General features: G+C 55.2%; 20 protein-coding genes. 11 read left to right on the top strand and 9 right to left on the bottom strand.

The window, feature by feature from the left end; translation table 11 throughout:
• Positions 1-7 precede the first annotated feature (7 nt).
• Complete coding sequence (gene parE / locus QLQ17_RS06310; RefSeq protein ID WP_283208695.1) at positions 8-1,909, top strand: DNA topoisomerase IV subunit B; 1,902 nt, start codon at positions 8-10, stop codon at positions 1,907-1,909.
• Between the two features lie 107 nt (positions 1,910-2,016).
• Positions 2,017-3,792, top strand: a complete 1,776-nt coding sequence (locus QLQ17_RS06315) for an SLC13 family permease (RefSeq protein WP_283208696.1) — start codon at positions 2,017-2,019, stop codon at positions 3,790-3,792.
• Here QLQ17_RS06315 and QLQ17_RS06320 read toward each other — a convergent pair.
• Positions 3,779-5,077, bottom strand: a complete 1,299-nt coding sequence (locus QLQ17_RS06320; RefSeq protein WP_283208697.1) for an EAL domain-containing protein — start codon at positions 5,075-5,077, stop codon at positions 3,779-3,781. The genes QLQ17_RS06315 and QLQ17_RS06320 overlap by 14 nt on opposite strands.
• Before the next feature lie 506 nt (positions 5,078-5,583).
• Here QLQ17_RS06320 and QLQ17_RS06325 point away from each other — a divergent pair.
• On the top strand, positions 5,584-6,144 hold the full coding sequence (locus QLQ17_RS06325) for a cytochrome b (protein ID WP_283208698.1): 561 nt from the start codon (positions 5,584-5,586) through the stop codon (positions 6,142-6,144).
• Positions 6,145-6,213: 69 nt separating this feature from the next.
• Entirely contained in the window at positions 6,214-6,798 is a 585-nt protein-coding gene (locus QLQ17_RS06330) for a YceI family protein (RefSeq protein WP_283208699.1), read from the top strand.
• Positions 6,799-6,838: 40 nt separating this feature from the next.
• Here the strand turns inward: QLQ17_RS06330 and QLQ17_RS06335 are convergent, their stop codons facing one another.
• Together QLQ17_RS06335 and QLQ17_RS06340 are read right to left on the bottom strand one after the other, a co-directional pair.
• Positions 6,839-8,476 carry a methyl-accepting chemotaxis protein gene (locus tag QLQ17_RS06335; protein ID WP_283208700.1) on the bottom strand — a complete coding sequence of 546 codons (1,638 nt, stop codon included), beginning with the start codon at positions 8,474-8,476 and terminating at the stop codon, positions 6,839-6,841.
• 64 nt (positions 8,477-8,540) lie between these two features.
• On the bottom strand, positions 8,541-8,789 hold the full coding sequence (locus QLQ17_RS06340) for a hypothetical protein (protein WP_283208701.1): 249 nt from the start codon (positions 8,787-8,789) through the stop codon (positions 8,541-8,543).
• Between the two features lie 176 nt (positions 8,790-8,965).
• Here QLQ17_RS06340 and parC point away from each other — a divergent pair, with 176 nt between their 5' ends.
• Together parC and serB are read left to right on the top strand one after the other, a co-directional pair.
• Positions 8,966-11,296, top strand: coding sequence for a DNA topoisomerase IV subunit A (parC, locus tag QLQ17_RS06345; protein ID WP_283208702.1), 2,331 nt, complete (start codon positions 8,966-8,968; stop codon positions 11,294-11,296).
• Positions 11,289-12,509 (top strand): phosphoserine phosphatase SerB, encoded by a 1,221-nt coding sequence (serB, locus tag QLQ17_RS06350; RefSeq protein ID WP_283208703.1) that lies wholly within the window; start codon positions 11,289-11,291, stop codon positions 12,507-12,509. Before parC ends, serB begins: the two co-directional genes overlap by 8 nt.
• Before the next feature lie 27 nt (positions 12,510-12,536).
• Here serB and QLQ17_RS06355 read toward each other — a convergent pair whose 3' ends face one another.
• The 3 genes from QLQ17_RS06355 to epmB all read right to left on the bottom strand — a co-directional run bounded on the left by QLQ17_RS06355 (position 12,537) and on the right by epmB (position 17,802).
• A complete protein-coding gene (locus QLQ17_RS06355; protein WP_283208704.1) occupies positions 12,537-14,624 on the bottom strand; it encodes an EAL domain-containing response regulator in 2,088 nt (695 codons plus the stop codon).
• 165 nt (positions 14,625-14,789) lie between these two features.
• Positions 14,790-16,604 carry a cyclic-di-GMP receptor FimW-related protein gene (locus QLQ17_RS06360; RefSeq protein WP_283208705.1) on the bottom strand — a complete coding sequence of 605 codons (1,815 nt, stop codon included), beginning with the start codon at positions 16,602-16,604 and terminating at the stop codon, positions 14,790-14,792.
• A 136-nt stretch (positions 16,605-16,740) separates the two neighbouring features.
• Positions 16,741-17,802, bottom strand: coding sequence for an EF-P beta-lysylation protein EpmB (epmB, locus tag QLQ17_RS06365; RefSeq protein WP_283208706.1), 1,062 nt, complete (start codon positions 17,800-17,802; stop codon positions 16,741-16,743).
• Between the two features lie 45 nt (positions 17,803-17,847).
• Between epmB and efp the strand changes: the two genes are divergently transcribed.
• Positions 17,848-18,420: an elongation factor P gene (gene efp, locus QLQ17_RS06370; RefSeq protein WP_283208707.1), complete on the top strand. Its 573-nt coding sequence runs from the start codon at positions 17,848-17,850 to the stop codon at positions 18,418-18,420.
• A gap of 4 nt (positions 18,421-18,424) precedes the next feature.
• Positions 18,425-19,390 (top strand): EF-P lysine aminoacylase EpmA, encoded by a 966-nt coding sequence (gene epmA, locus QLQ17_RS06375; RefSeq protein ID WP_283208708.1) that lies wholly within the window; start codon positions 18,425-18,427, stop codon positions 19,388-19,390.
• 24 nt (positions 19,391-19,414) lie between these two features.
• Here epmA and asd read toward each other — a convergent pair whose 3' ends face one another.
• Positions 19,415-20,284, bottom strand: coding sequence for an archaetidylserine decarboxylase (gene asd / locus QLQ17_RS06380; protein ID WP_283208709.1), 870 nt, complete (start codon positions 20,282-20,284; stop codon positions 19,415-19,417).
• Between the two features lie 184 nt (positions 20,285-20,468).
• On the opposite strand from asd, the gene motA reads away from it, so the two are divergent.
• Both motA and motB read left to right on the top strand, forming a co-directional pair.
• The gene (gene motA / locus QLQ17_RS06385) at positions 20,469-21,320 is read left to right on the top strand and encodes a flagellar motor stator protein MotA (RefSeq protein WP_283208710.1); all 852 of its coding nucleotides are present in this window, start codon (positions 20,469-20,471) and stop codon (positions 21,318-21,320) included.
• 14 nt (positions 21,321-21,334) lie between these two features.
• Positions 21,335-22,294 carry a flagellar motor protein MotB gene (gene motB / locus QLQ17_RS06390; protein WP_283208711.1) on the top strand — a complete coding sequence of 320 codons (960 nt, stop codon included), beginning with the start codon at positions 21,335-21,337 and terminating at the stop codon, positions 22,292-22,294.
• Positions 22,295-22,301: 7 nt separating this feature from the next.
• Here motB and rsgA read toward each other — a convergent pair whose 3' ends face one another.
• Positions 22,302-23,354 carry a small ribosomal subunit biogenesis GTPase RsgA gene (gene rsgA, locus QLQ17_RS06395; protein ID WP_283208712.1) on the bottom strand — a complete coding sequence of 351 codons (1,053 nt, stop codon included), beginning with the start codon at positions 23,352-23,354 and terminating at the stop codon, positions 22,302-22,304.
• A 147-nt stretch (positions 23,355-23,501) separates the two neighbouring features.
• On the opposite strand from rsgA, the gene orn reads away from it, so the two are divergent.
• Positions 23,502-24,044, top strand: a complete 543-nt coding sequence (gene orn, locus QLQ17_RS06400) for an oligoribonuclease (RefSeq protein ID WP_283208713.1) — start codon at positions 23,502-23,504, stop codon at positions 24,042-24,044.
• Here orn and queG read toward each other — a convergent pair.
• Positions 24,039-25,103, bottom strand: coding sequence for a tRNA epoxyqueuosine(34) reductase QueG (gene queG / locus QLQ17_RS06405; RefSeq protein WP_283208714.1), 1,065 nt, complete (start codon positions 25,101-25,103; stop codon positions 24,039-24,041). The genes orn and queG overlap by 6 nt on opposite strands.
• Between the last annotated feature and the right edge of the window lie 102 nt (positions 25,104-25,205).

The following is a 25,205-nucleotide window of genomic DNA, read 5'->3' on the forward strand; positions in this document are numbered from 1 at the left end:
AACAGCCATGAGTCAGAGCCCGAAACAGTATAACGCCGACGCTATTGAAGTCCTGAGTGGTCTGGACCCCGTGCGCAAACGCCCGGGCATGTACACTGATACCAGTCGCCCGAATCATCTGGCTCAGGAAGTAATCGATAACAGCGTTGACGAGGCTCTGGCCGGTCACGCAAAGCGTATTGATGTGGTGTTGTATAACGACGGCTCGCTCAGCGTGGAAGATGATGGCCGCGGCATGCCGGTCGATATGCATAAAGAGCACGGGGTTCCGGGCGTCGAGTTGATTCTTTCGCGACTGCACGCCGGGGGTAAGTTTTCCCAGGGCAATTACAATTTTTCCGGTGGTTTGCACGGGGTAGGGGTGTCGGTAGTCAACGCACTGGCTACCCATCTGGAAGTTCAGATCAAGCGCGACGGTCAGCTCCATCGGATGACCTTTGCCAACGGTTATAAAGAAACCGACCTGGCAGTAGTCGATACCGTCGGCAAACGGAATACAGGCACCCGATTGAAGTTCACGCCGGACGCCAGCTACTTCGACAGCCCGAAGTTCTCCGTCAGCCGCTTACGCCATAACCTTCGAGCCAAGGCTGTTCTCTGCCCGGGCCTGGTGGTGACTTTTCTTCAGGAACAGACTGGCGAGAAAGATGAGTGGTGTTACGAGGACGGCCTGCGGGACTATTTACGCTCCGAACTGGCAGACATTGAAGCGGTACCGCTGGATCCATTTGTCGGCAGCTTTTCGGGCAATACCGAAGCGGTAGATTGGGCCATCCAATGGTTGCCGGAAGGCGGTGAGTCCGTGATGGAAAGTTACGTAAACCTGATTCCGACGGCTCAGGGCGGGACACATGTGAACGGGCTGCGTACCGGTCTGCTGGAAGCGATGCGTGAATTCTGTGAATTCCGAAACCTGCTTCCACGAGGCGTGAAGCTCTCGCCAGAAGACATCTGGGAACGCTGTGCCTACGTGCTGTCTTTCAAGATGCAGGAGCCACAGTTCAGTGGTCAGACGAAAGAGCGACTGTCCTCCCGAGAGGCCGCCGGGTTTATCTCGGGCGTCGTTAAGGACTCGTTCAGTCTCTGGCTGAACCAGCACACAGACGTGGCCGAGGCCCTGGCAGAGCTGTTTATCAGCAACGCCCAGCGCCGCTTACGGGCCAGCAAAAAAGTGGCACGCAAGAAAGTGACCTCTGGCCCGGCTTTGCCTGGCAAGCTGGCTGATTGTTCTGGCAGCGATACTGCTCGCTCCGAGTTGTTCCTTGTCGAAGGTGACTCAGCGGGTGGGTCTGCAAAACAGGCGCGCGACCGCGAATTTCAGGCCGTTATGCCTTTGCGGGGAAAGATCCTGAACACCTGGGAAGTGGACTCCAGCGAAATTCTGGCCTCTCAGGAAGTCCACGATATTGCTGTGGCTATCGGGGTCGACCCCGGCTCGGACAAGCTGGAAGGCCTCCGGTACAACAAAGTCTGCATATTGGCCGATGCCGACTCTGACGGCCTGCACATTGCCACATTGCTGTGCGCACTGTTCGTAAAGCACTTCCGTCCGGTGGTTGCCGCGGGACATGTGTTCGTGGCTATGCCGCCGCTGTACCGGGTGGATCTGGGCAAGGAAACTTTTTACGCCCTGGATGAGCACGAGAAGCAGGGCATCCTTGACCGGCTTGCCGCTGAAAATCGTAAGGGCAAGATTTCTGTCACCCGCTTCAAAGGCCTGGGCGAAATGAATCCGCTCCAGTTGCGCGAGACCACCATGGCACCTGACACCCGGCGTCTGGTGATGCTCACCATTGAAGACGGCGACGACACCGACAGCCGTATGGATATGCTACTCGGTAAAAAGCGTGCTTCTGATCGACGCAGTTGGCTTGAGGCCTACGGCAACATGGCAGACATTGAAGTCTGATCGATCTGCCTGCATATTCTTATTGGTGCTTTGAGCATCATTTTTTATTCTTTCTAAGTTAGATTCAGAGTCGCTATCCTGCTCCCTTTTCTTGCGGGAGTGTGTGGATGGACTGGCAAGGCTGGTTTGTACTAAGTCTGGCCGCAATCGCCCTGTTACTGATGAGCGTGGGGCGATACGGCCCGCATCTTGTCATGCTTTCAGTGCTGATTGTGCTGAGCGCCAGCGGCATTGTGTCGGCTGACGAAGCACTGTCTGGTTTTAGCAATACTGGCCTGATCACGGTTGTTGCCATGTTTGTGGTAGCGGCGGGAATACACCATTCCGGAGGTGTGGACCTGGTCGTTCATTATCTGTTGCGATCTCCCCGTTCAGTCCGCTCCGCTCAGGCCCGCATTTCTCTGCCAGTTGCTTTACTCAGTGGTTTTCTGAACAACACACCGGTCGTGGCGACCATGATTCCGGCGATTCACGCCTGGTCTCGAAAGATCGGAATCTCTCCCTCCAAGCTTATGATCCCCCTCAGCTATTCTGCCATTCTGGGCGGCACGCTGACTCTGATTGGCACCAGCACGAACCTGGTTGTGAATGGCCAGTACCAGCACCTTACGGGGGAAGAGGGATTTTCTATTTTCTCGATCACTGCCGTGGGTCTTCCCGTCGCGATTATCGGGCTTGGCGTGATGTTGCTGGTAATGCCCAGAGCCCTGCCGGATCGGAAGGACCAACAGAAGTTTGGCTCGATGCGGGAATTCACATTGGAAGTGGCGGTTGCTTTCGATGGGCCATTGGTAGGAAAGAGCGTCGATGAAGCAGGATTGAGAGAGCTGGATCGACTTTACCTGGTGGAGATCGAGAGGGATGGCAGTGTGGTGACCGCTGTGCCGTCAGAAGAACGCTTGCGCGGCGGTGACCGGCTGGTATTTGCGGGCGACACTCAGGCAATCTCCGATTTGCTCCGCATTCACGGCATCGTACCGTCCGTGCACGATGATGAGCCGAGTCTGAGCAAGGATCGGGCTGAACGACGTCTGGTCGAAGCGGCACTGTCGCCCACCTCTGATGTACTGGGTATGACCATTCGGGATGCCCGGTTTCGTGACCGATACGGGGCAGTGGTACTCGCGGTGGCTCGCGGCGGTGAACGGGTGTCTGGCAACCTGGGGAATATCCGGCTGAAAACCGGCGATGTCCTGTTGTTGGAAGCGCGCCCGGCGTTCGTTAGTCGGCAACGCTACGCCAAAGACTTTCTTCTGATCAATGATCTGGAAACAGACACGCCGCGACACGACCGCGCGTACCTTTCCTGGGCTATTCTGCTTGTGCTTGTGGGCAGTGCCGCTGGTGGTTTTCTGTCCATGCTGAATGCTGCCCTGCTCGGTGCGGCGTTGATGGTGCTGACCGGGTGCTGCTCGGTTGGACAGGCGCAGAAAGCCGTTGATGTGCCGGTAATGCTGACGATTGCCGCGTCGTTTTCACTGGGGGCTGCGCTGGAAGCCACCGGGGCCGCAGGGTTCCTTGCTGAAGGTATTCTTTCTACCAGCAGCGGGAATCCATTGGTAACGCTTTTATTGGTCTATATCGCTGTATCAGTGCTCACCGAGGTGATTACCAATAACGCGGCCGCCGTACTGATTCTTCCGGTGGTACTGTCCATGACCTCCTCACTTGGCATTGCGCCGGAGCCCTACGTGATTGCGGTCATGATGGCCGCCTCCGCCAGTTTTGCCACGCCTCTTGGTTACCAGACCAATATGATGGTCTTCGGTCCCGGAGGTTACCGCTTCATGGATTTCGTGAAAGTGGGAGTGCCGATGAATCTGTTTATCGGCCTTGTGACCGTCGGGGTGATTTCGTTGGTCTACGGTATCAGAGTTTCTTGAGGTCGTTGGCTGTGCCACTGGCCAGGATGTCGCAGCACAGCACATAAAGTTGGCCGTTATCGTAATAGCCCAGTGACAGCGTCACGCACATGTAAGCGCCCGTTATGCACAGATAGGGCGCCGTAACGTGCAATGTGCCCGGTTTGGCGATCGCCTGCCTGAGGTACTGCTGGCGGTACCAGTCTGCACTGGTGGTGCTTTCCAGCGGCCGGAACCGCGGATCCAGGTTGCGGGTGGCGGCATCGGAGACCAGGGTATCCCGAATCTGGACACCGATCTCATCCACCAGATAGCAGCGGGATACAGTTGGATGATTTAACAGGGCGCTACAGGCATGCTGCATCGCATGCCCGTCTCGCAGGCGGTCGACGGCGGTTTGAAAATCCCGTTCGAAAAAGCCCGTTATCTGATCTGAAGGGTCCATAGTGACCCGGCTTCTGCTCTTATAATCACTCAGTAGCTGGTCCAGATCCGTCATGTCCCGGTTGCGAAGCTGATCGAGAGCGACACTGGGCTTGTGAAAGTAGAATCCTTGCACAAAATCCACACCGGCATCGATTGAAATCATTGCCTGGTTGTGGGTTTCGACGCCTTCCAGAAGTACGAGGCAGCCGGATTGATGCAACAGGGTGACGATGCCGTTAAGAATCTGCCGTGCTTTTCGGTCATCTGTTGCACGGGTTAACAAGGTTCTGTCCAGCTTTACGATGTCTGGAGAAAGGTTCCAGATACGTTCGAAATTGGAATGTCCCGCCCCAAAATCGTCGATGGCCGTCAGGCAACCCAACTGTTGGTAGTAGGAGACGGTTTCTCTGAGCTTTTCCGCATCATCAGTGGGCTGCTCTACGATCTCCATCACGATTCGGTGAGGAGGCAGGCCGGTTTTCTTCAGCAGTTCCCCGAAAAAGGAGTCTGCTCGCGTGCCGGTCGAGACCACGCTGGGGGAAACATTGAGAAACAGCCAGTTTAACTGGTCATGAAAGTGGGAATAGTTGCGAATGTGCAGAAAGCGGCAAAGACGGTCGAGCAGAAGATTCTCTGCGTCGGAGGAAGCCAATTCGAACAGGTGCAGCGGTAATACTGCGGCATTGTCATTGTCAAAGGCTCGAATCAGCGCTTCGTAACCCACCACCCGTTTGTGCGAGAGGCTAAAAATGGGTTGCAGCGCTGTCTTAAGCGTCAGCCCCTGATAGTCGGCTGTCCAACTTTCCCCTTCCTGGGACAGCATCGGAGACAAGAGTTCAACATCCGGTATTGCCAGTGCTTCTGGAAGGGGTCGGGACATGGGCGCTTCTGTGTCTGATAAACGAAACCACCGGCGTTCAGCGCGTAGAGCCTGATGCCGATCTGTTGATCAATTAGCCCGCAAAACCAGTTCTAAAGCAGCAGCTTAGGGAACAGGTCGGACAATTGACACGAAGATTGCCAAAATCCGCCGTCCATTGCCAGTATTTCATGTAAAAACGCGAAACCTGGCGTAACTATATACACTTGAAATTTTTAAAGAATCAGTTGTTGCTGGGGACAACGACTGTCTCGTCGAATTCGATTTCCATTACCTTATTCTCTGTATGAAATGTGTGGATGAAATCTGTTTACATCTGCACATTCTATCGCTGCGCTGAAACCGAGCAATCCGTAAAACCCCTATAAGACCAAAGGCATAGGTGTTACTACGGACGCTCCATGGTCAGTATTTCTGATCATGGCGTGCAAAACATTTTGTTTGGCCTGACTACGCAGTCTTTCTACACTCGAGGCAGCTTAAAAGTCATTGAAAGGGGCGTTTTGATGCAGGTAAAGAACTCCAGGGAAAGGTACGGCGTTGTGTCGATCAGTCTCCACTGGCTTGTGGCTGTCGCGGTGATTGGCCTTTTTGCGCTGGGCTATTGGATGGTCGATCTGGATTACTACCACGACTGGTATAAGCAGGCGCCCGATATACATCGAGCTGTTGGTCTTTTGCTGTTTGCAGTGATGGTATTCCGATTGGTGTGGCGGTGGATGAACAAGTCGCCTGTTCCAATGCCCAACCACCTCAAGGCTGAAGTGATAGCGGCGCACGTCGCGCATGGCCTGCTCTACCTTCTTATTTATGTGGCGATGATCAGTGGCTATCTGATTTCTACCGCGGATGGCTCATCAATCAGTGTATTTGGTTGGTTTGATGTCCCTTCAGCGACCGGTCGTATAAAGGGTATGGAGGATACTGCCGGGGACATTCATTACTGGGTGACCTGGTCGATCATTGTGCTGGCCGGCATACATGCGCTCGGTGCTTTGAAGCATCACTTTCTGGATAAAGACGACACGCTTCGGCGCATGTTGGGAACCATGGGCCGTAAACGCTAATTCTTAGAAAACACGCGAGGCGCAACGCCTTGCATACAAACGTCTTAATAAAACCCAAAGGAGAAAACCATGAAAAAACTGATTCTTGCATCCGCTGTCTCTCTGGCAACCATTGGTAGTGCCCAGGCATCGGAACACAGTGGCACCTACGCATTCGATGACGAAGGAGCCCACCAGTTCATTACGTTCAAGATTTCGCATCTGGGGTATAGCTGGCTGTACGGTCGATTCAACAACTTTGACGGTGAGTTTGTCTACGACGCTGAGAATCCGGCGAACAGCTCTGTGTCAGTGACGGTGGAAACGGCCAGTGTGGACTCCAATCACGCAGAGCGGGACAAGCACATTCGTTCGGACGACTTTCTCGATGTCGACGAATTTTCGGAAGCCACGTTTACCAGCAAGCGTGTTGAGGTGGGCGAAGACGGCGAAGCCGATATCATTGGCGATCTGACGCTTCATGGTGTCACGAAAGAAGTCACTCTCGACGTTGAAATGGTTGGCCACGGTGCCGATCCATGGGGCGGCTATCGCATGGGTTTCGAGGCCGAGACCGAATTCTATCTGGATGATTTCGGTATTTCCTACGAAAAGCTGGGCAAAGCCTCCAGAGAAGTTGAACTTATCATCTCTGTTGAAGGCATTCGCCAGTAAACAACGCGCTGACGCCGCTGCCCTTGTGGGCAGCGGTAAATCATACCTTGAATCGGCTTGTCTGCTGTTTCAGCTCGCTGGCGTAACCATCCAATTTAGAGCTGATGTCATTGATGTTACTTGAACGACGCGAACTTTCCGCAGCCAGCTCGTTGATGTTGACGATGTTACGATTAATTTCCTCAACCACCTGAGTCTGTTGTTCTGTCGCTGAGGCAACACTGGAATTGACGTCGCTGATGTCATTCATCGACTCAACAATGGCGTTCAGCTCTTTTTCGGCGTCTGCTGCAAGTTTTTCAGTTTCACCGGCCTGAGTACTGCCGGTTTCCATGACCTCAACGATGTCTGAGACGCCGGTTTGTAGTGCGGTAATCATTCGTTGAATGTCTTCCGTGGATTGCTGGGTTCGCTGAGCCAAAGTTCTGACTTCATCGGCAACCACGGCAAATCCACGCCCCTGTTCCCCAGCGCGCGCCGCTTCGATGGCTGCGTTGAGAGCCAGTAAATTGGTCTGCTCCGCCACGCCTCGGATCACATCGAGTACCGATGTGATGTTGTCGGAGTCTTCCGACAGTTTGCGAATAACGTCAACGGCCTTGGAAATCTGCTCGGCCAGAGTGTGAACCTGCTCAGAAGAGCTATGGATAATTTGGCCACTTTTCTCTGTCGTCTCCTGTGCTTGCGTGGTTACCTCCGCAGCGCGCGAGGCGTTGCCAGCAACTTCTTCGATCGCACTCTGCATCTCATTGATGGCGGTGGCGACCATCGAAATGAGATCGGTCTGACGACTGACGCCATCCGTGTTGTCCCTGGACGCTCTTGCCAGTTCACTGGCTTCGTTTCCGAGATCCTCACTCAGTTTTTGAATACGGCCGACCATGTTTTGGAGGTTTTCCAACACTTTGTTGAAGCTGTCAGCCAGCGCCCCAAGATCATCGTTGGTGTCCACCGGCACTCTCTGAGTCAGGTCACCTTCGCCCTGGGCAATGTTGTCCAACTGGTCTTTCAGTTGCCCGACTGAGCCAACAATCATGCGCAGGAAAATAACGAACAGTGCAATACAGACCGCGACTGTCGCAATGCTGGTGATCATGATAAGCAGGGAGCGGCTCGAGGCTTCTTCGGCAGCATGAGCAGCAGAGATCTTGGCCTGATCATCGGCATGGGAGCCTATAACATCGTAGTAGTTTCTTAGCTCGCCGAAGGCGGTGCGGCCCTCGCCCATCTGTACGGCCTGCGCCGCCAGTTTTGATCGTTCGTCTGCGTGATCCATGGCTAGTTTTGCGGCATCTGTCCAGCGCTTGAAGGCGGCCTCGAAACCTTCAGCTTTGTCCGCCAACTCAGTGCCTTTGAGCCTTCCCAAAGCAGATTTCATTCGGTCGTACGCCTGCTTGGTATTTTCATCAAAAGACGCCCGGTACTCGTCGGATTCTCTACCCAGGAGTGCGGCCTCAACAGCAGAATTCTGCGCTACGAGGGCCTGGTAAAGGTCCCGATCCCCGTTGAGTACTTCGCTAATGGCAGGCAGAGCGTTGTCAGCGATGTCATTCGTGTCCGCAACAAGATTACGGAATGTCATGGCGCTGACAATTCCGATGACGATCAGTGCGATTGCCGACAGGGCAAAGGGGAGACAGATTTTGGTCCGTAGACCTAATTTCTTGTTTAAATTCATGCAAGAGCCCTCATGAGGGTGCGTGAAGCCGGACTCTTACAGCATAGCAATGGGATGGCTTAAGTCACGTTTTAAGGTTTTCCGCGTCATTTTCGCGCTCAGACTGACAGTGACGACACAGATGGCGTTGCCGCCAGAACTGGGCAAAGAAAATGACCAGCCCAATCACTGAGACGGCCCAGACGTAGGCGTCGGCCAGCTGAAATGACCCGCTGATTGCAAACTCTATGAGTAGCATCAGGGCAAGTGCCAGAGAGGCATTGATCGTCGCCGTCAACAAGGCTTGGCCACAGGCTTTCAGGTCCGGTGTCATAACGCTCCGTTGTTGTTCATCAACAATGAGTCGGTGTGTGAGTGTCATTGAGAATACGGGTGGGTGTTTATGTGCTCCATTCGGGAATTCCGCTATTGGAATGGCCAGAGGGTGTTGGTGTATCCGCGCCAGCCTCCATATAATGGGCGCTTTTCTGACGGCGAAAAGGGGCATGCATGCCAGAGTTCCAGACGACGGATGAAGGTTTTGAGCGGGTCTCGCTGAGGGACTACACGGAAAAAGCGTACCTTGATTACTCCATGTACGTGATTCTCGATAGGGCACTGCCGAACATCGGTGACGGCCTAAAGCCCGTTCAGCGTCGAATCGTCTACGCCATGTCTGAACTTGGTCTGAAATCCACGTCCAAGTACAAGAAATCCGCGCGCACCGTCGGTGACGTGCTGGGTAAGTTCCATCCCCACGGCGACAGCGCCTGCTATGAGGCCATGGTGCTGATGGCGCAGCCGTTCTCCTATCGTTATCCGCTGGTCGATGGACAGGGCAACTGGGGTGCGCCAGACGACCCCAAATCCTTTGCCGCCATGCGTTACACCGAGTCGCGCCTGGCCCGTTTCTCGGAGGTTCTGCTGCGGGAGCTCGGGCAGGGCACGGTGGACTGGGTGCCCAACTTTGACGGGACGATGAATGAACCGGCGGTTCTGCCGGCTCGGTTGCCGCACGTGTTGCTCAATGGCACCACGGGGATCGCCGTGGGTATGGCTACAGACATTCCACCACATAATGCCCGGGAAATTGCGGCTGCCTGCGTTCGTCTTCTGGACCAGCCAGACGCCTCCGTTGACGATTTGTGTGAGCACGTGAAGGGGCCGGATTTTCCCACCGAAGCAGAGGTTATTACCCCGCGCAAAGACATCCGTCAGATGTATGAGACTGGGCGTGGCTCTCTGAGAATGCGCGCACGTTGGATAAACGAGGGCGGCGAGATTGTTGTGACCGATCTACCTCACCAGGCATCTGGCAACCGGGTGCTGGAACAGATTGCCCAGCAGATGCAGGCCAAGAAGCTGCCCATGGTGGCCGACCTGCGTGATGAATCGGACCACGAAAATCCCACGCGCCTGGTGATTGTTCCGCGGTCGAACCGTGTGGACCACGACGGTTTGATGGCCCATCTGTTTGCCAGCACGGATCTTGAGAAAACCTATCGCGTGAACATCAACGTGATCGGAAATGACGGGCGGCCCGGCGTGAAAGGTTTGCAGACACTGCTGACCGAGTGGTTGGAGTTCCGGCGAACGACCGTCACCCGTCGTCTTCAGCACAGACTGGATAAGGTGCTGGCGCGTCTGCATATCCTCGAGGGTTTGCTGGTTGCGTATCTCAATATCGACGAAGTGATCGCCATCATTCGTTATGAGGACAAGCCCAAAGAGGCATTGATTGCGAAATTTGGCCTGACTGAAGAACAGGCTGAAGCCATCCTCGAGCTGAAATTGCGCCACCTGGCGAAGCTGGAGGAAATGAAGATCCGCGGCGAGCAGGACGAACTGTCTGCCGAGCGCGATGAGCTTCAATCCATTCTTGGCTCTGAGGATCGCCTGAGAGAGCTGATCAAATCGGAACTGATCGAAGACGCCGAAACCTACGGTGATGAGCGCCGATCGCCGATCGTTGAGCGGGAAGAAGCCCGCGCCTTCAGCGAAACCGAACTGGTGTCCAATGACCCGGTCACCGTTGTACTGTCTGAAAAGGGCTGGGTGCGCGCTGCCAAGGGGCACGACATTCAACCGGAAGGACTCAGCTACAAGGCGGGTGACAAGTTTGCCATGGCCGCCAAAGGGCGGAATAACCAGCAGGCGGTCTTCCTGGATTCCACCGGCCGTGCCTATTCTCTGGTTGCGCACTCTTTGCCGTCTGCACGGGGGCAAGGCGAGCCACTCAGTGGCCGCATCAACCCGCCCTCTGGCGCCACCTTCTCTGGGCTCCTGATGGGCGAGCCGCGGCAGAAAGTTCTGCTGGTGACGGATGGCGGTTACGGTTTCGTGACCTCGCTCGGCGATATGATCAGCAAGAACAAGAACGGTAAAGCGGTGGTGTCTGTGCCAAAAGGCGCGAGAATCATGACGCCGGTTCCGGTCCCAAAGTCCTCGGAAACCTTGTACCTGGGTGCCATATCCAACGAGGGCCGGATGCTGGTGTTCCCGCTCAGCGAGCTGCCTGAATTGGCAAAAGGCAAGGGTAACAAAATCATCAGCATTCCTTCCGCGCGGGTTCAGAATCGGGAAGAGTTCGTTGTGGCAGCCGCTGTGTTTGCTGCGGACGATCAACTGGAGATCTGGGCCGGGAAGCGCAAAATGGGGCTTCAGTTCAGTGACCTGGAGCACTATCTGGGTGAACGTGGCCGTCGCGGGCACAAGCTGCCCCGGGGGTTGCAGCGAGTTGACGGCATCGAGGTGATCCAGTCAGCCAGCAATGTTGCCGCCCAGGAGGTCGATCAGGCGTCTGATCAATCGTCAGAAAAGGAGCAGTCAGAGCGTGAGTGAACTGGTACTGATCAACGTTTCTGGCCGCGACAAGCCCGGGCTGACCTCCGAGATCACCGGCATTATGGGGCAGTACGACGTCCGTATTCTGGATATAGGTCAGGCTGTGATACACGATCACCTGACCTGGGGCATCTTGATTGAGATTCCCGATGCGTCAAAATCGTCCCCGGTTATTCGTGACCTGCTGTTCCGATTGCACTCCCTGGACCTTCAGGTACGGTTTGCGCCCATCACCATGGAGGAATACCAGCAGTGGGCTGAGGGTCGTAATCGCGCCTGCTACATCGTCACGTTGCTCTCCAGAGACATCAAGGCAGAGCAGATCGCCCGAGTGTCTGCAATTACCGCCCGGCACGGCCTGAACATTGACAACATCACACGCCTGTCTGCCCGGCCTTCGCTGAATCAGGCGGACAACCGGTTGGCGTGTGTGGAATTCTCAGTGCGGGGAACGCCCTCGGATCTGGAAGAGCTGCGAGCGGATTTTCTTCATATTGCCGGTGAAATGAATGTAGACATCGCCTTCCAGGAGGATTCTATATTCCGCCGTAACCGAAGGCTGGTGGTGTTTGACATGGATTCCACCCTGATTGACGCCGAAGTCATCGACGAACTGGCGTTGGAAGCAGGGGTGGGCGATCAGGTGGCGGAAATCACTGAACGAGCCATGCAGGGCGAGTTGGATTTCAGCGAGAGCTTTGCCGAGCGTCTGGCGCTGCTGCAAGGCCTGGATGAGTCTGTGCTTGAACGTATCGCGGAGCGCCTCAACCTCACGGAAGGTGCGGAGCACCTGATTCGCAGCTTGAAATCCCTGGGCTACCGCACCGCCATACTGTCGGGTGGCTTCACCTATTTTGCACGTCATTTGCAGCGCAAGCTGGGCATAGATTACGTCTATGCGAACGAGCTTGAGATAGACAACGGCAAGGTGACCGGCCGAGTCGCAGGGCAAATCGTTGACGGTAACCGGAAAGCGGAATTGTTACTCGAAATTGCCGAGAAAGAGCACATTTCCCGGGAGCAGGTCATTGCGGTCGGCGATGGGGCCAACGACCTGCCAATGCTGAGCCAGGCCGGATTGGGCGTCGCGTTCAGGGCGAAGCCATTGGTCAAGGAGTCTGCACGGCATTCCATTTCCACACTGGGGCTGGATGCCATTCTGTATCTGATTGGATTCAGGGAGAGTGATAGCCGTCAGGTGGGCCTTTAACGGCCCCCTGATGGAAGGCTCACGGCTTCAGTGGTCGCCGAAATCGTAGTTCATTTCCGGTACCGGGGCTTGCAGATAATAGCCCTGAATGTAGTTCACGCCGGCCTGCCATAGCGTGGCTAGCACGCCAGCGTTCTCAACCAATGGCACGATGGTGAGCTTACCTGCGCTCTGCAGGCTTTTGACCATCTCGTTGACTTCGTCCTTGGCTTCGCTCTTCTTCTGGATTTCTTCGGTGAACGATCCGTCGATCTTCACGTAATCCACGTCAATGTGCTTCAAGGTATTGAAGGGGTTCAGCGCGCAGCCAAACTGCGCAATAGATACCTTGCAGTGCAGCTCGTGAACCGCTTTGGCGAATTCTTTGGCCTGCTTCATGAAGTTGTTGGCGTCGCCTTCACGAATCTGGAAGATCAGTGAATCGCCGGGCAATCGCGCTGCTTTGAGGGCCACGCTCAACCATGGCGTAAACGTTTTGTCTTCCAGTGTTTCGGCAGTGACGTTCAGGAACAAACGGGTGTCATGTCCGCGCGATCGATGGCTGGACAGCTGTTTAATGGTCTGGAGAATCACCCAGCGGTCGATCTTGATGGCCATGTCAGATGGGCCGACCGGAGGCAGGAAGTCGTAAGGTGAGACCTCGTTTTCTTCCTTGTCGAGCATTCGAACAAAGGCTTCGTAATGCTCTTCGCCTTCGCCCCGCAAATTGATGATCGGCTGGAACAACAGGCGGAAACGATTGTCGTCCAGCGCTTTCTGGATGGCATCAGCAGAGTTGCTCTCGTCCAGCGTCTCGTAGTCGGCCGGATTATAGACCAGTACACCGTTGCCGCTTTCATGACCCTCTTTCTTCTTGAGATCGGCAGAGGCGGTGTGCGCACGGCCCATCAGGTCCGGCGCCTTGGGTGCGTTTTCGGTGATGGCTGCAACGCCAATGCTGAGCGTGATCTGCACGGTGCGTCCGCTGATCTCGAAGAGGTGGTCTTCAACCTTTTTACAGATGGTTTCGCACAGCTCTGCCATGGTTTTTTCTGGGCACGGATGGGCAAGCAGGCAGAACGCGTCGTCACTTAGCCGCGCAAGCGTGAAGTTTTCGGGTGTGTGTTCGCCCAGGATATTTGCCAGATCGCCCAGCACAAGGTCGGCACCGGCTATGCCGACCTGGCTCTTCATCGCCATGAAACCATCAATGGAGATGTAGGCCAGTGCACCCGTTTCGTTGTCTTTGCCTGCCTTGGCGATGGCCTGTCCCAGCGCATCCATAAGATACTGGCGGTTGTACAGGCCGGTCAGCAGATCCTGACTGCTGATCTGGCGCAACTTCTCTTCCAGTTCCGCATCGTTGTGCTCTGGCTGCAGCACAATCTGGGTACAGAGTTCGCCGTCGTAGGTTGCCGCAGATACCGTCATGTTGACGTTCAGTTCCTGATCGTCGCTTCTGCGAGCAACGCAAGCCAGCGTCTTGCTTTCTTCGTCATCGCTGGCGAAGGCCTTCATGAATTCCTTGTACTTGTCTGCGCTTTCGGACGTCAGTGTGTCCAGAACAGGAATACAGATGAGGTCGTCAATATCGTCGTAGCCGAGGAACTCCATGTACGACTGGTTGGCATAGATGTGCATGCCGTCGTTAATGTAGGCGATGGCATCTTTGGAGCTTTCCAGCAGCAGCTGGCATCGCTGCTCGGATTCACGCAGATGGGACTCCAGAGTTCTTCGGCGACGGCGATCTTCCAGTGCCGCCAGCTCCCGATTGACCACCAGAACCAGTTGATCGGTGTTTTCGAAGGGCACAGTGTCCTGGCCGCCCGCCTTCATGATCTCAACAGCGCGTTCGTGGCCGAATTCGTGGGTAAGCAGGACGAATGGTATGTCCTTGTCCATGCGGCGAATCATGGCCAGTGCGCCATCCGGACCAAATTCCTGCTCAACATCGTCCCGCGCCAGAAGCAGATCCCATTGACCGGCTTTCAGCGTCTCCTCGAGGTCTTCTTCGGATGTGATGCGGTGTGCGCGGGTTGCCTTGCCCGAATTTCTAAGCAGGCTGACCATGGATTCCGCGTCGTTTTGCGAAGGGTCGAGTATGAGCAGATGTACGGTGGTCTTTTTCTTCTGCATTCGTCAGATGTCTCGCAGTACTCGTTGGCTTGGCCGGTCGTGCATACGATGCTGAATCAAAATAGGGGGTTGCCGGCGAATCACTAACGCTGAATGATGCAGTGCTTACCCGTCAATAACAACCCTTGAAACCGGGTTCAATCGTCTGTTTCGGCCTGCGAAGTGTCAGAGCGAAGGCCAAAGCGAGTCGAACTCATCCTCACTGGTGCCAGAAGAGGACTGCGGTCCCTGAACGGGTGAGCTTCCCGCATTTTGCAGCTTCAGCTCGAACTGGCTGATACTGCCAGTCGCACTGACTTTCCGGGACAGTGTGCCTTGATCTTCACGTCCATCGTACAGCATGGAGATTCGGCTGCCAGATTGAAAGGGCAACCTTGGCGTAATCAGAGTTGCCGCCTGGTTGACCACGCTGATCTCAGGCAGTAAAAGGCCTCGCAGGTATTCGCTGCTGTTACCCACTTTCTGAATCAAACGAACGCCGCAAGGCGCAGCACTGGGCGCAAGCAGTTCAATGCCGATTTGCGTGCCCTGATTACGAACCTGGCGAATCCAGCGCACCACGGCAATGCTCCAGGGGTGGTTGGATTGCTCACGGACACCCAGAACCTCACCCGCTTGCAGTGACGTTGGTACGCTGGTTTCCCAGGTGACGCAGTAGCCACCCGGGCTGGTGTTGATCAGAAGGGCATGATGGGATTTGGGCTGGGATCCACTGCTGGCACTGTCCGGTTTGGCTCCGATGCTGTTGCGAAAATTGATCGGTGTGTCGGCCGATTGAGTCAGCTCGTCACTGGGCCCCGCATCGTGCGCGCCAGCCCAGGCATCTTCCCGCTGTCGCGACTTGCGCAGGAACATGTTGCCGTCGGGCTCGTCCTGAGTAGCCAGTTCGTTGTTTCCGCTAACGAATTGGTTGAAGGTCTTGCCACCCGATACGTAATAGTGAGTCGCGGTCAGCCCAACACAGATTTCCAGCGTGCCCTGGCTGGCAATCCGATTGAAGTTACGCTTGGCAAGAATGCCCAGTGCCTGACTCAAATGAGTGAGCAGAGTGTTGCTCACAGAGGTTGGCAGTCGCAGGGGAGAGTCTGCTTCGCTTGAATGGCTTCTGGCGTGCAGAACTTCACTGATTTCTGCCGACAGATTGCGAGTGTCGAAGTTCAGACTCTCGTGGCCGGGCGTATGATCAAGAAGGCTTCGGTAAATCGGTGAGCTGTCGCGTTCAAGATTCACCACGAACAGGCTGTCGTCAGGTGCCTCTGGGCCAATTTCAACCTGGTCTGTGCAGGTTTCGAACAGGTTGTAGACCAGGGCAAGTTCGGACTGTCTCAGTTGGTTTGGCCTGGCGCAACCGAGTAAAAGAAGACGTTTGTAGGCGTCCTCGACGGTGCTGCTGCGTCGCTGCGTAAGATTGTCGTCATCGACCGAATGGCCGTGCAGCTTGTTCCGCAAGGCAAACCGAAACATACGGTGGCATTCCAGCCAGCTCCGGGATGGGCTGGGGCAATACAGTTGATGAGAGCGAAGGACAGTCGATGCCAGTTCTGAAATGGCACGATGAGCCGCAGTGGCGATGGCTTTTTTGTTTTTGTCCACGCCCCCATTGTCCATGCACTCCATAATGCAGAGCTTGTAACCAGAGGCGCAGTGCAGCTGGAGTGCCTGGGAAAGATTGGCAATTTTCCGTTGTTTCTCCGGAAGCGCAATGGACAGCCCCAGATAGTGCCGCGAAAGCTCTTCGCAGACAAAATGGATCTTTGGGCGAATCAGTTCCAGATACTGGAGGCGCTGGCTGTGTGACGCGAACAGCTGGTTCAGCTCAATGATGGCGTGATAAAGCTGGCGCGACGCTTCACCGATGTTGGCCATCGGTAATTGATTGACCCAGTCCTTGAACGCTTTTGGCGTTGTCTCGCAAAAGGACAGACTCGCTGTTTTCTGTTCAGGTACATCCAGATCCGGTTTCAGAGTCTTACCATCCATTCAATCACGCCAACTCGGTGTTTTTTCTAGTTATACGATGCATCACATTAAAATAGCAAACGCTGGGCAAAAAGCGAGTGATGTCCAAGTTGACAATGTTTAACAACCGATCAGGTTTGACTCATCGTCAATCCGATCAGCTGAACAGGTCAAGGGGTGTCTTGCCGGGCTTGTCAGGTTCCTCGCGAACCAGTCGCGGAACCAGAAAACCGGGCAATCTCGCCAGCAATTCTCGAACGATAGCACGCGCCTGGGTGTCGCTTACAGCAAAGTGATGGGCGCCGGCGACGGGGTCGAAAGCATGCAGGTAGTATGGCAAAACATGACACTCGAACAGTCGCTCACTGAGGGCCGCCAGACCGTCGGCTGAATCGTTGACGCCGCGAAGAATCACAGACTGGTTCAGTAGCGTCACCCCGGCTTCCCGCAATTGCTGCATCGCTTCTTTAACAGCCTCGTCCAGTTCGTTGGCGTGGTTGAAATGCAGGACCATCACGCATTGAAGCCTGCTTTCGGAAAGCACGCCCAACAATTCCGGAGTTACCCGCTGGGGTATGACCACAGGAAGCCGGGTATGGATGCGCAGCCGCCGCACGTGAGGAATTTTGGCTATGGAGCTGGCCCAGAATGACAGTAGGCGGTCGCTGGCGACCAGCGGGTCGCCGCCGCTGAGAATCACTTCGTTGATATCCGGGTGGCTGGCAATGTAATCCAGAACCTGTTGTCGGTCTTCCGGTGTCAGTCGGTGCTCGTCGTATGGGAAATGTCGTCGGAAACAATAACGGCAATTGATGGCGCATTGGCCAGTAACCATGACCAGTGCCCGGCTCTTGTATTTCCGTATCAAGCCATTGGTGGCAATGGCGTCGGCCTCCTGCAGCGGGTCAGAGACGTAATCCGGTACGGATTCACCCTCGGCCAGGGTGGGTAGGACTTGCCGTAGAAGAGGGTCGTCGGCATTGCCTCTCGCCATTCTTTGGGCGTAGGGTTCCGGAACTCTGATAGAGAACAGCTGATGGCCCAGATCCGCACCGGCGCGCCATTGAGCCGGATCAAGTTCCAGGCGGCGCAGAAGGGTGTCGGGAGAGGTGATTGAGTCGGACAGCAACCTTTGCCAGCTCTGTTCGTTGGTATCCGGTACCGGATTCTCATCGTAGACGGAGCGGGCTTCTATAAGCGCGGCGGTTCGCTGTATCATAGCGACCTTCGAATTCTTAACTGCATCGTTTCAGGTGATAATTTCATGGCTTCATATTCTACCAACGAATTCCGCGGCGGTCTTAAAGTTTTACTGGATGGCGACCCCTGCATCATTCTTGAAAATGAATTCGTTAAGCCGGGCAAGGGCCAGGCATTCAACCGTGTGAAACTCCGCAATCTGATGACCAATCGTCAGTGGGAGCGCACCTTCAAGTCTGGTGAGAGTCTCGAAGCAGCGGATGTTGTCGATCTGGAGATGGAATATCTCTACACCGATGGAGAATTCTGGCACTTCATGAAAACCGACGGTTCATTTGAGCAGTTTCCTGCCGACGAAAAGGCGGTAAGCGACGCTCTGAAATGGCTGAAAGAGCAAGACGTCTACACCGTGACTCTGTATAACGGCGCTCCGCTGACCGTCACGCCGCCCAATTTTGTAGAGCTGGAAGTGGTTGACACCGATCCGGGCATGAAAGGCGACACGGCGCAGGGCGGCTCCAAACCGGCGACCCTCTCCACTGGGGCGGTGGTTAACGTGCCGTTGTTCATTACCATTGGCGAGGTGCTGAAAGTGGACACCCGCTCGGGAGAATACGTCAGTCGGGTCAAGAACTGAGGTCGTGTCTGATTCTGATCATTGGCAGCCGTCAGCCTCACTGGCTGCCCTGAAAAGCCGCGCACAACAGCTAGCCTGGGTGCGCGGTTTTTTTGCCTCCAGGAACGTTCTGGAGGTGGAAACGCCGATTCTTGGGCGCTGCAGCGTGACCGATTTGAACATCGACAGTGTGCCTGTCGGCCCGGGCGGTGATGAAGATCGTTTGTGGCTGCAGACCTCGCCGGAATACCCAATGAAACGCCTGCTGGCCGCTGGCTTGGGCGACGTCTACCAGATTGCCAGGGTGTTTCGCAGTGGCGAACGGGGTGCCCGGCACAACCCCGAATTCTCCTTGCTGGAGTGGTACCGTACCGGGTTTGACGATGCCGACCTGATGGGGGAAGTTGCAGATCTGGTCTGCGGTTGGCTGGATTGTCCTCGTCCGGTAACCGTCACATACCGGGATGCATTCATCCGGTTTGCAGGGATCGACCCGTTTTCCGCGTCCGATGAAGAACTCAGGGCCATGTGTCAGCCCTGGATGGATGCCGCACAGCGTTCTGGTCTTTTGAGAGACGAATGTCTGGACTTATTGATGAGCCTTCAAATCGAGCCGGAATTGGCAAGCCTCGGGCCGGTTTTCGTTACCGGCTATCCGGCCTCACAGGCCGCGTTGGCCAGAGTTACCGAAGTCAACGGCAGGCTTCAGGCGCATCGATTCGAGTTGTATATTGAAGGACTTGAATTGTGCAATGGCTACTGGGAGCTAACAGACCCGGCTGAGCAGCGAGCCCGGTTTGAAGCGGATAACCGGGCCCGGCGGGAGGCCGGTAAGTCAGAGATGCCTTTCGATGAAGCTCTGTTATCTGCCATGGAGTCAGGCATTCCTGAATGCGCCGGCGTCGCTCTGGGACTGGACAGGCTTCTGATGCTGAAGCTGGGCGTTGACGATATCTCCGAAGTGTTGGCGTTTCCTGACGAGCGAGCCTGACAGCCTTATCCGCCGCAGAGTGGCTTACTTATCAGTATTGGCCAGGTCTCCGAAGGCTTGTCCCATCCGTACCGTTGCACCTGGTATCTGATCCTTGCCCCAGCTAACCGCTCCTTTGGGCATCACCAGAACAACCGTTGATCCCAACCTGAACCGACCCATTTCTTCGCCTTTTTCGATGCGAATAGGCTTTTCAAGATGTTGGTAGGACGTTGTGTCGACGTCGGAAGTCCCAGGTGCAACAACTCCGGCCCAGGTGGTTTCCATGCTTCCTACAATCATGGCGCCCACCAGTACCATCGCCATGGGACCGGCATCGGTGTCGAATACGCAGGATATGCGCTCGTTCCTGGCAAACAGGTTGGGTACCTGTGCTGCGGTCGTCGGGTTGACCGAAAACAGTCTGCCAGGGATATAGGTCATTTCCCGGAGCGTTCCGCTCAATGGCATGTGAATACGGTGATAGTCCCTGGGCGACAGATAAATAGTCGCAAACTCGCCGTTCTCAAATTCCGCGGCTTTGCCTGAATCGCCGCCCAGCAGTTCCGTCAGGCTGAAGGACTGGCCTTTGGCCTGAAATACCCGGTCATCCGTTACCGTACCCAGCTGACTGATGGCGCCATCCACAGGGCTAACCAATACAGAAGGGCGGTCATCAACAGGTCTAAGTCCGGGTTTGAGGGCGCGGGTAAAAAAGGCGTTAAAGCTCGGATAGGCTTCCGGATCCGGTTCCAGTGCTTCATCCATGTTGACGCCGTAGCGATCAATAAACCAGCGAACCACCCGGTTTTTCACCGCCGGTGTGTTGTCCATGTCGGCAAGCCGCCCCGCCAGCCGTGAAACCGTTAACTGGGGCGTGACGTATTGACTCATTACAAACAGCTTGTCGAACATGAAACCTTATCCTTGAGGTGTAAAGCGCCGGAGTTTATCAAAAGCGGCGTGCAGGATAGAAATGGTTTTGCGTCTTCGCGGTTCCCGGCGGGGCTTGCTATTATCAAGCAAAGCTGCGCGCAGTGACTGACGGCGTGATAAGGTCGACGCAGTAAAACAATCAACGAAGGTACGTTCTCTAACCATGCTATTCATTATAGGTGCAATTGTTGTTGCCAGTTGTGTTCTGGGGGGCTATGTCCTGCATGGCGGTAATCTGGCGGTGCTTTGGCAACCGACGGAAGTACTGATTATCGGGGGAGCAGCGGTAGGGTCTTTTGTCATCGCCAATCCTGTGCACACCATCAAAGAGGTGGGTAAGGGCATCATGACCCAGCTCACCGGGTCGCCCTACAACAAGTCCTTTTACATGGACTTGCTCAGCCTGCTTTACGAAGTATTCGACAAATCTCGAAAGCAGGGGGTCATGGCCATCGAGGAAGACATTGATGATCCGGACTCCAGTCAGATTTTTACCCGCTACCCGGCCATCATGAAGTCCAAGTACCTCCTCGCCTTCATCACTGACTATCTGCGCATTATCAGCGCCGGCAACATGGCCACCCACGAGCTGGAAGGCATGATGGAGAACGAAATCGACAGCCGTCATCACGAGGTGGAAGAGCCAGCCCACGCTTTGAATAAGATCGCCGATGCGTTGCCGGGCCTGGGTATCGTGGCAGCCGTGCTGGGCATCGTCATCACCATGAATTTTCTGACGGAAGGCCCGGAGCGGATAGGCCTGAGTGTGGCTGCGGCACTGGTTGGTACCTTTCTGGGCATCTGGATGGGTTACGGTTTCGTGGGGCCTTTGTCCATTGCGATGGAACATTCCGCCAAGTACGAGATCAAGGCCTATGAGTGCGTGAAATCGTCGATTGTTGCAACGGTATCCGGTCAGGCACCGCAGATGGCGATCGAGTTTGGCCGTAAATCCTTGCCGTCAGATAAACGGCCGGGCTTTCAGGAGCTCAATGATCACGTGCGTTCTAAATAGCCGGGAGTGATGTTTTGGAAGATCAGCCCATCATCGTTAAGCGCAAGAAGGTAGTCGCCGCTGGTCATCACGGGGGTTCCTGGAAAGTAGCGTTTGCCGACTTTGCCACTGCCATGATGGCATTTTTTCTGGTTCTGTGGCTGACCGCCACGGCGTCGCCAGAACAGAAGCTTGCGGTAGAGGGGTATTTCAAGGATCCCGTCGGGTTTACCGAAGGGGGGTCGCCGAACCCGGTCGATCTGGAAGGCAGTGCCTCTGTGGTTAATGAATCCAGCGAAGACGTCGCAGACACCAATATTCAGATCGAGGATCAGGTTGTCGAGGAGATGGCGCAGACCCTGGAACAACAACAGATGGCGCAATTATTTCAGGAGCTGAAAGAACGAATCGACAAAAGCGAAACACTGAAGGAATTCAAGGACCAATTGCTAATCGATATTACCAGCGAAGGTCTGCGCATTCAGATTGTTGATCGGTCACAGCGTCCCATGTTCGATAGCGGTCGCGCTGAGCTCAAATACTATTCTCAGGACATTCTTTTCGAATTGGCCAAAAAGCTATCAACGGTGGACAAGAAGTTGAGCATCACCGGTCACACGGATTCAACGCCTTTCAATGGTCGGCCAGGTTATACCAACTGGGAGCTTTCCGCGGATCGTGCCAATACCGCTCGGCGCGCCCTGGTCGCCGGCGGCGTCGACAGCGACCAGATTGGTCGGGTAGTGGGATTAAGCGATTCGGTTCTGTTTGATAAGGATGATCCCCAGGCACCAGTAAATCGTCGGATTTCTATCATTGTGATGAACAAGAAGGCCTCGGAAGACATGCAGAGCAAAGCGGGCAAGTCCGATGAACCGCTGATTGACCTGACCGCCCCCTCCGAAGAGCAGCAGCAACAATCCATGCAGTCCCTGGAAGAAGGCGAGTGGTTGCAGGAACAGGCCACACCTGAAGAGGGCGAGTTGAACTGGTGATCAACGGCTAATCGACTTTCAGCCCTCGCGCCTGTTGTTCTGCCATATCCTGAAGAATCCGGTGGAAGCTTTTCAGCCGTGATTCGCTGATACGGCCCTCTTCTGCGGCTGCCGCAATGGCACAACCTGGGTCGCCAAGGTGGCTGCAATTGCGGAACTTGCAGTGGCCGATAAGGTCCCGGATTTCTCGAAAACCATACTCGATTTCCGACGGCGACATGTGCCACAGCCCGAATTCCCGAATGCCGGGCGAATCAATCAGGTCACCGCCGCAGGCCAGGTGGAACAACCGGGCAGTGGTTGTTGTGTGCACGCCCTTGCCGGTACTTTCAGAGACGGCGCCCACGCGAATGCTTTCGTCGGGTAATAGCGTCTGGATAATGGATGATTTTCCCACCCCGGACTGGCCTACGAAGACACTGGTCTGATCTTTTATCAGCGCTTCAACGCCAGCCGCTTTCTCACCGTCGGTTTTCGACGACGTCTGTTCCACGCGATAACCAAGGTCCCGATACCGGGCCAGAAGCGTGTTAATGGCATCGCGATTGTGTTCGTTCAGCAGGTCTGACTTGTTAAGTAGCAGAATCGCCGGAATGTTGGTGATTTCCGCGGCGACAAGATAGCGGTCAATGAGATTGTCGTGGGGTTCCGGTTCCGGCGCGATCACCAGAATGATGTGGTCGATATTGGCAGCAACCGGTTTTAGGGCGCCAAAATTATCCGGGCGCTGGAGCAGGGACTGACGGTCGCAACGGGCGACAATAACGCCGGTTTCGTTCCCGCTCATGCGCCAGATGACCCGGTCGCCGGTCACCAGGCTGTCGATGTTGGCCCGAACGAAGCACCGAACCACTTGACCCTTGTCTTCTCCCTCCAGAACTTCAACGTCCAGTTGCTGGCCATAGTGAGCAATGATCAGGCCTTCCTGTTCCGGCCCAAGGTCACCGGCCTCGATCTGTTCGCCGATTTTTTTCTCTTTGCGCGCGGCCCGAGCGGTGCGCTCTTGCTGAACTTTTGAGATACGCCATTTCTGTTGTTTGTTCAGTCGCCTTTTGGCCATAAATAATTGAGCTTTCCGCAATCGCTGTCTGGTGGTGTCACATCATACGTTATTCGTCCAGAATAGGCATAAGTTGCGGGAGGCGACGGCGGGGTAAACCTCACCCGCCAATGCCAGCACCCAAACACTATTTTTGGAGGAAGTTGAATGGCCGGTTCTAATTACCTTGTATGGATTGACCTTGAAATGACCGGGCTGGACCCGGAGCAAGAGCGGATCATAGAGATTGCGACCATCATTACGGATTCCGATCTGAATACGATTGAGGAGGGGCCGGTCATTGCCGTGCACCAGTCCGATAGCCTTCTCAACAGCATGGACGAGTGGTGCACTCGTACCCATGGCGAGAGTGGCCTTACTCAACGTGTTCGTGACAGCAAGGTCAGCGAGATTGATGCAGAACAACAGACCATTGAGTTTCTTCAGCGCTACCTGGAGCCCGGGCAGTCACCCCTGTGTGGTAATAGCATAGGGCAGGATCGCCGGTTCCTGGTGAAGTATATGCCAGAGCTTGAAGCCTTCTTCCACTATCGCAATCTGGACGTCAGCACCGTGAAAGAACTGGCTCGTCGCTGGCGGCCGGATGTTCTAGACGGCGTGAAAAAGAAAGGCAGTCACCTGGCGCTCGACGATATCCGTGATTCCATCAATGAGTTAAGACACTACCGCGAAAACTTCTTTAACCTATAAACCGTGGCGCGCAAGCGCCCACTGAACGTGCTCCCTGACGATCTCTGAGGGGTGGTCGGCCCTTTGTTTCAGCGCCTCAATCACAGGGATGGTTGATGGCGCATTGCCGAGGCCCACGGCCAGATTCCGCAGCCAGCCTTCGTAGCCGGTCCGACGGATGGCGGACCCCTCGGTACGTTTCAGAAACTCTTCTTCTGTCCATAAAAACAGCGTTGCCAGTTCTGCGTTGTCCAGGCCGTGGCGGGGCTGAAAGTCATTTTCGGCGGTAGGTTTGCTGAATTTGTTCCAGGGGCAGACCAACTGGCAGTCGTCACAGCCAAACACCCGGTTGCCCATTTTTTCACGGAGTTCTACCGGTATGCTGCCCGACAGCTCTATGGTCAGATAGCTGATGCATTTTCGGGCGTCCAGGCGATGTGGCCCCTCGAAGGCGTCCGTGGGGCAAATGTCCAGGCAAGCTGCGCAAGAGCCACAGTGTTCTTTTTCAAACGGAGCGTCCACGGGCAAGGGCGCGCTGGTAAAGATTTCACCCAGGAAGAAAAACGACCCGCCTTTTGGGTGAATCACCATGTTGTTCTTGCCAATCCAGCCCAGTCCTGCGCGTTGGGCCAGAGCCCTTTCCAGCACCGGTGCGCTGTCTACAAAAGCACGGTAGTCATACCCGGATACTGCCTCGTCGATCTTTTTCGCCAGTGTCGCGAGCCGCTTGCGCATCAGTTTGTGATAATCACGACCTACCGCGTAGCGGGTCACATAGGCCTTTTCGGGGTCAGTGAGTACTCGCGCCGGGCTGTCGGGAGCAGGCAGATAGTCCAGCCGCACGGATATAACGCGTTGGGTTCCCTCCACTAGAGACGTCGGCGTGTAGCGTTTGTCGCCATGATGCGCCATGTAGTCCATTTCGCCGTGAAATCCCTGATCCAGCCATTCTTGCAAATGATGGGCGTGTGGCCCGGTGTCCGGATAGGTGATTCCAAGGTCGCTGAAGCCCAGCTCTCTGGCCCATTCTCGAATCATTTCAGGCAGCTGCGTGAGTTGTTGATTCGTGGCGTCAGTCATGAGGGCCTGCTGTAAACGGAAGTGAAGGACACTGCTTCTGGCCAGGGAAAAGCAAAGAAAGCGTAAAGGTATTGATTAAGTTATGACCTTTTTTGGTATTTT

The organism is Marinobacter sp. CHS3-4 (assembly GCF_030053415.1).
Lineage (GTDB): Bacteria > Pseudomonadota > Gammaproteobacteria > Pseudomonadales > Oleiphilaceae > Marinobacter.

Coding starts and splice junctions, on each gene's coding strand:
- parE (WP_283208695.1), top strand. CDS start 8: ATGAGTCAGAGCCCGAAACAGTATAACGCCGACGCTATTGAAGTCCTG.
- QLQ17_RS06315 (WP_283208696.1), top strand. CDS start 2,017: ATGGACTGGCAAGGCTGGTTTGTACTAAGTCTGGCCGCAATCGCCCTG.
- QLQ17_RS06320 (WP_283208697.1), bottom strand. CDS start 5,077: ATGTCCCGACCCCTTCCAGAAGCACTGGCAATACCGGATGTTGAACTC.
- QLQ17_RS06325 (WP_283208698.1), top strand. CDS start 5,584: ATGCAGGTAAAGAACTCCAGGGAAAGGTACGGCGTTGTGTCGATCAGT.
- QLQ17_RS06330 (WP_283208699.1), top strand. CDS start 6,214: ATGAAAAAACTGATTCTTGCATCCGCTGTCTCTCTGGCAACCATTGGT.
- QLQ17_RS06335 (WP_283208700.1), bottom strand. CDS start 8,476: ATGAATTTAAACAAGAAATTAGGTCTACGGACCAAAATCTGTCTCCCC.
- QLQ17_RS06340 (WP_283208701.1), bottom strand. CDS start 8,789: ATGACACCGGACCTGAAAGCCTGTGGCCAAGCCTTGTTGACGGCGACG.
- parC (WP_283208702.1), top strand. CDS start 8,966: ATGCCAGAGTTCCAGACGACGGATGAAGGTTTTGAGCGGGTCTCGCTG.
- QLQ17_RS06355 (WP_283208704.1), bottom strand. CDS start 14,624: ATGCAGAAGAAAAAGACCACCGTACATCTGCTCATACTCGACCCTTCG.
- QLQ17_RS06360 (WP_283208705.1), bottom strand. CDS start 16,604: ATGGATGGTAAGACTCTGAAACCGGATCTGGATGTACCTGAACAGAAA.
- epmB (WP_283208706.1), bottom strand. CDS start 17,802: ATGATACAGCGAACCGCCGCGCTTATAGAAGCCCGCTCCGTCTACGAT.
- efp (WP_283208707.1), top strand. CDS start 17,848: ATGGCTTCATATTCTACCAACGAATTCCGCGGCGGTCTTAAAGTTTTA.
- asd (WP_283208709.1), bottom strand. CDS start 20,284: ATGTTCGACAAGCTGTTTGTAATGAGTCAATACGTCACGCCCCAGTTA.
- motA (WP_283208710.1), top strand. CDS start 20,469: ATGCTATTCATTATAGGTGCAATTGTTGTTGCCAGTTGTGTTCTGGGG.
- rsgA (WP_283208712.1), bottom strand. CDS start 23,354: ATGGCCAAAAGGCGACTGAACAAACAACAGAAATGGCGTATCTCAAAA.
- orn (WP_283208713.1), top strand. CDS start 23,502: ATGGCCGGTTCTAATTACCTTGTATGGATTGACCTTGAAATGACCGGG.
- queG (WP_283208714.1), bottom strand. CDS start 25,103: ATGACTGACGCCACGAATCAACAACTCACGCAGCTGCCTGAAATGATT.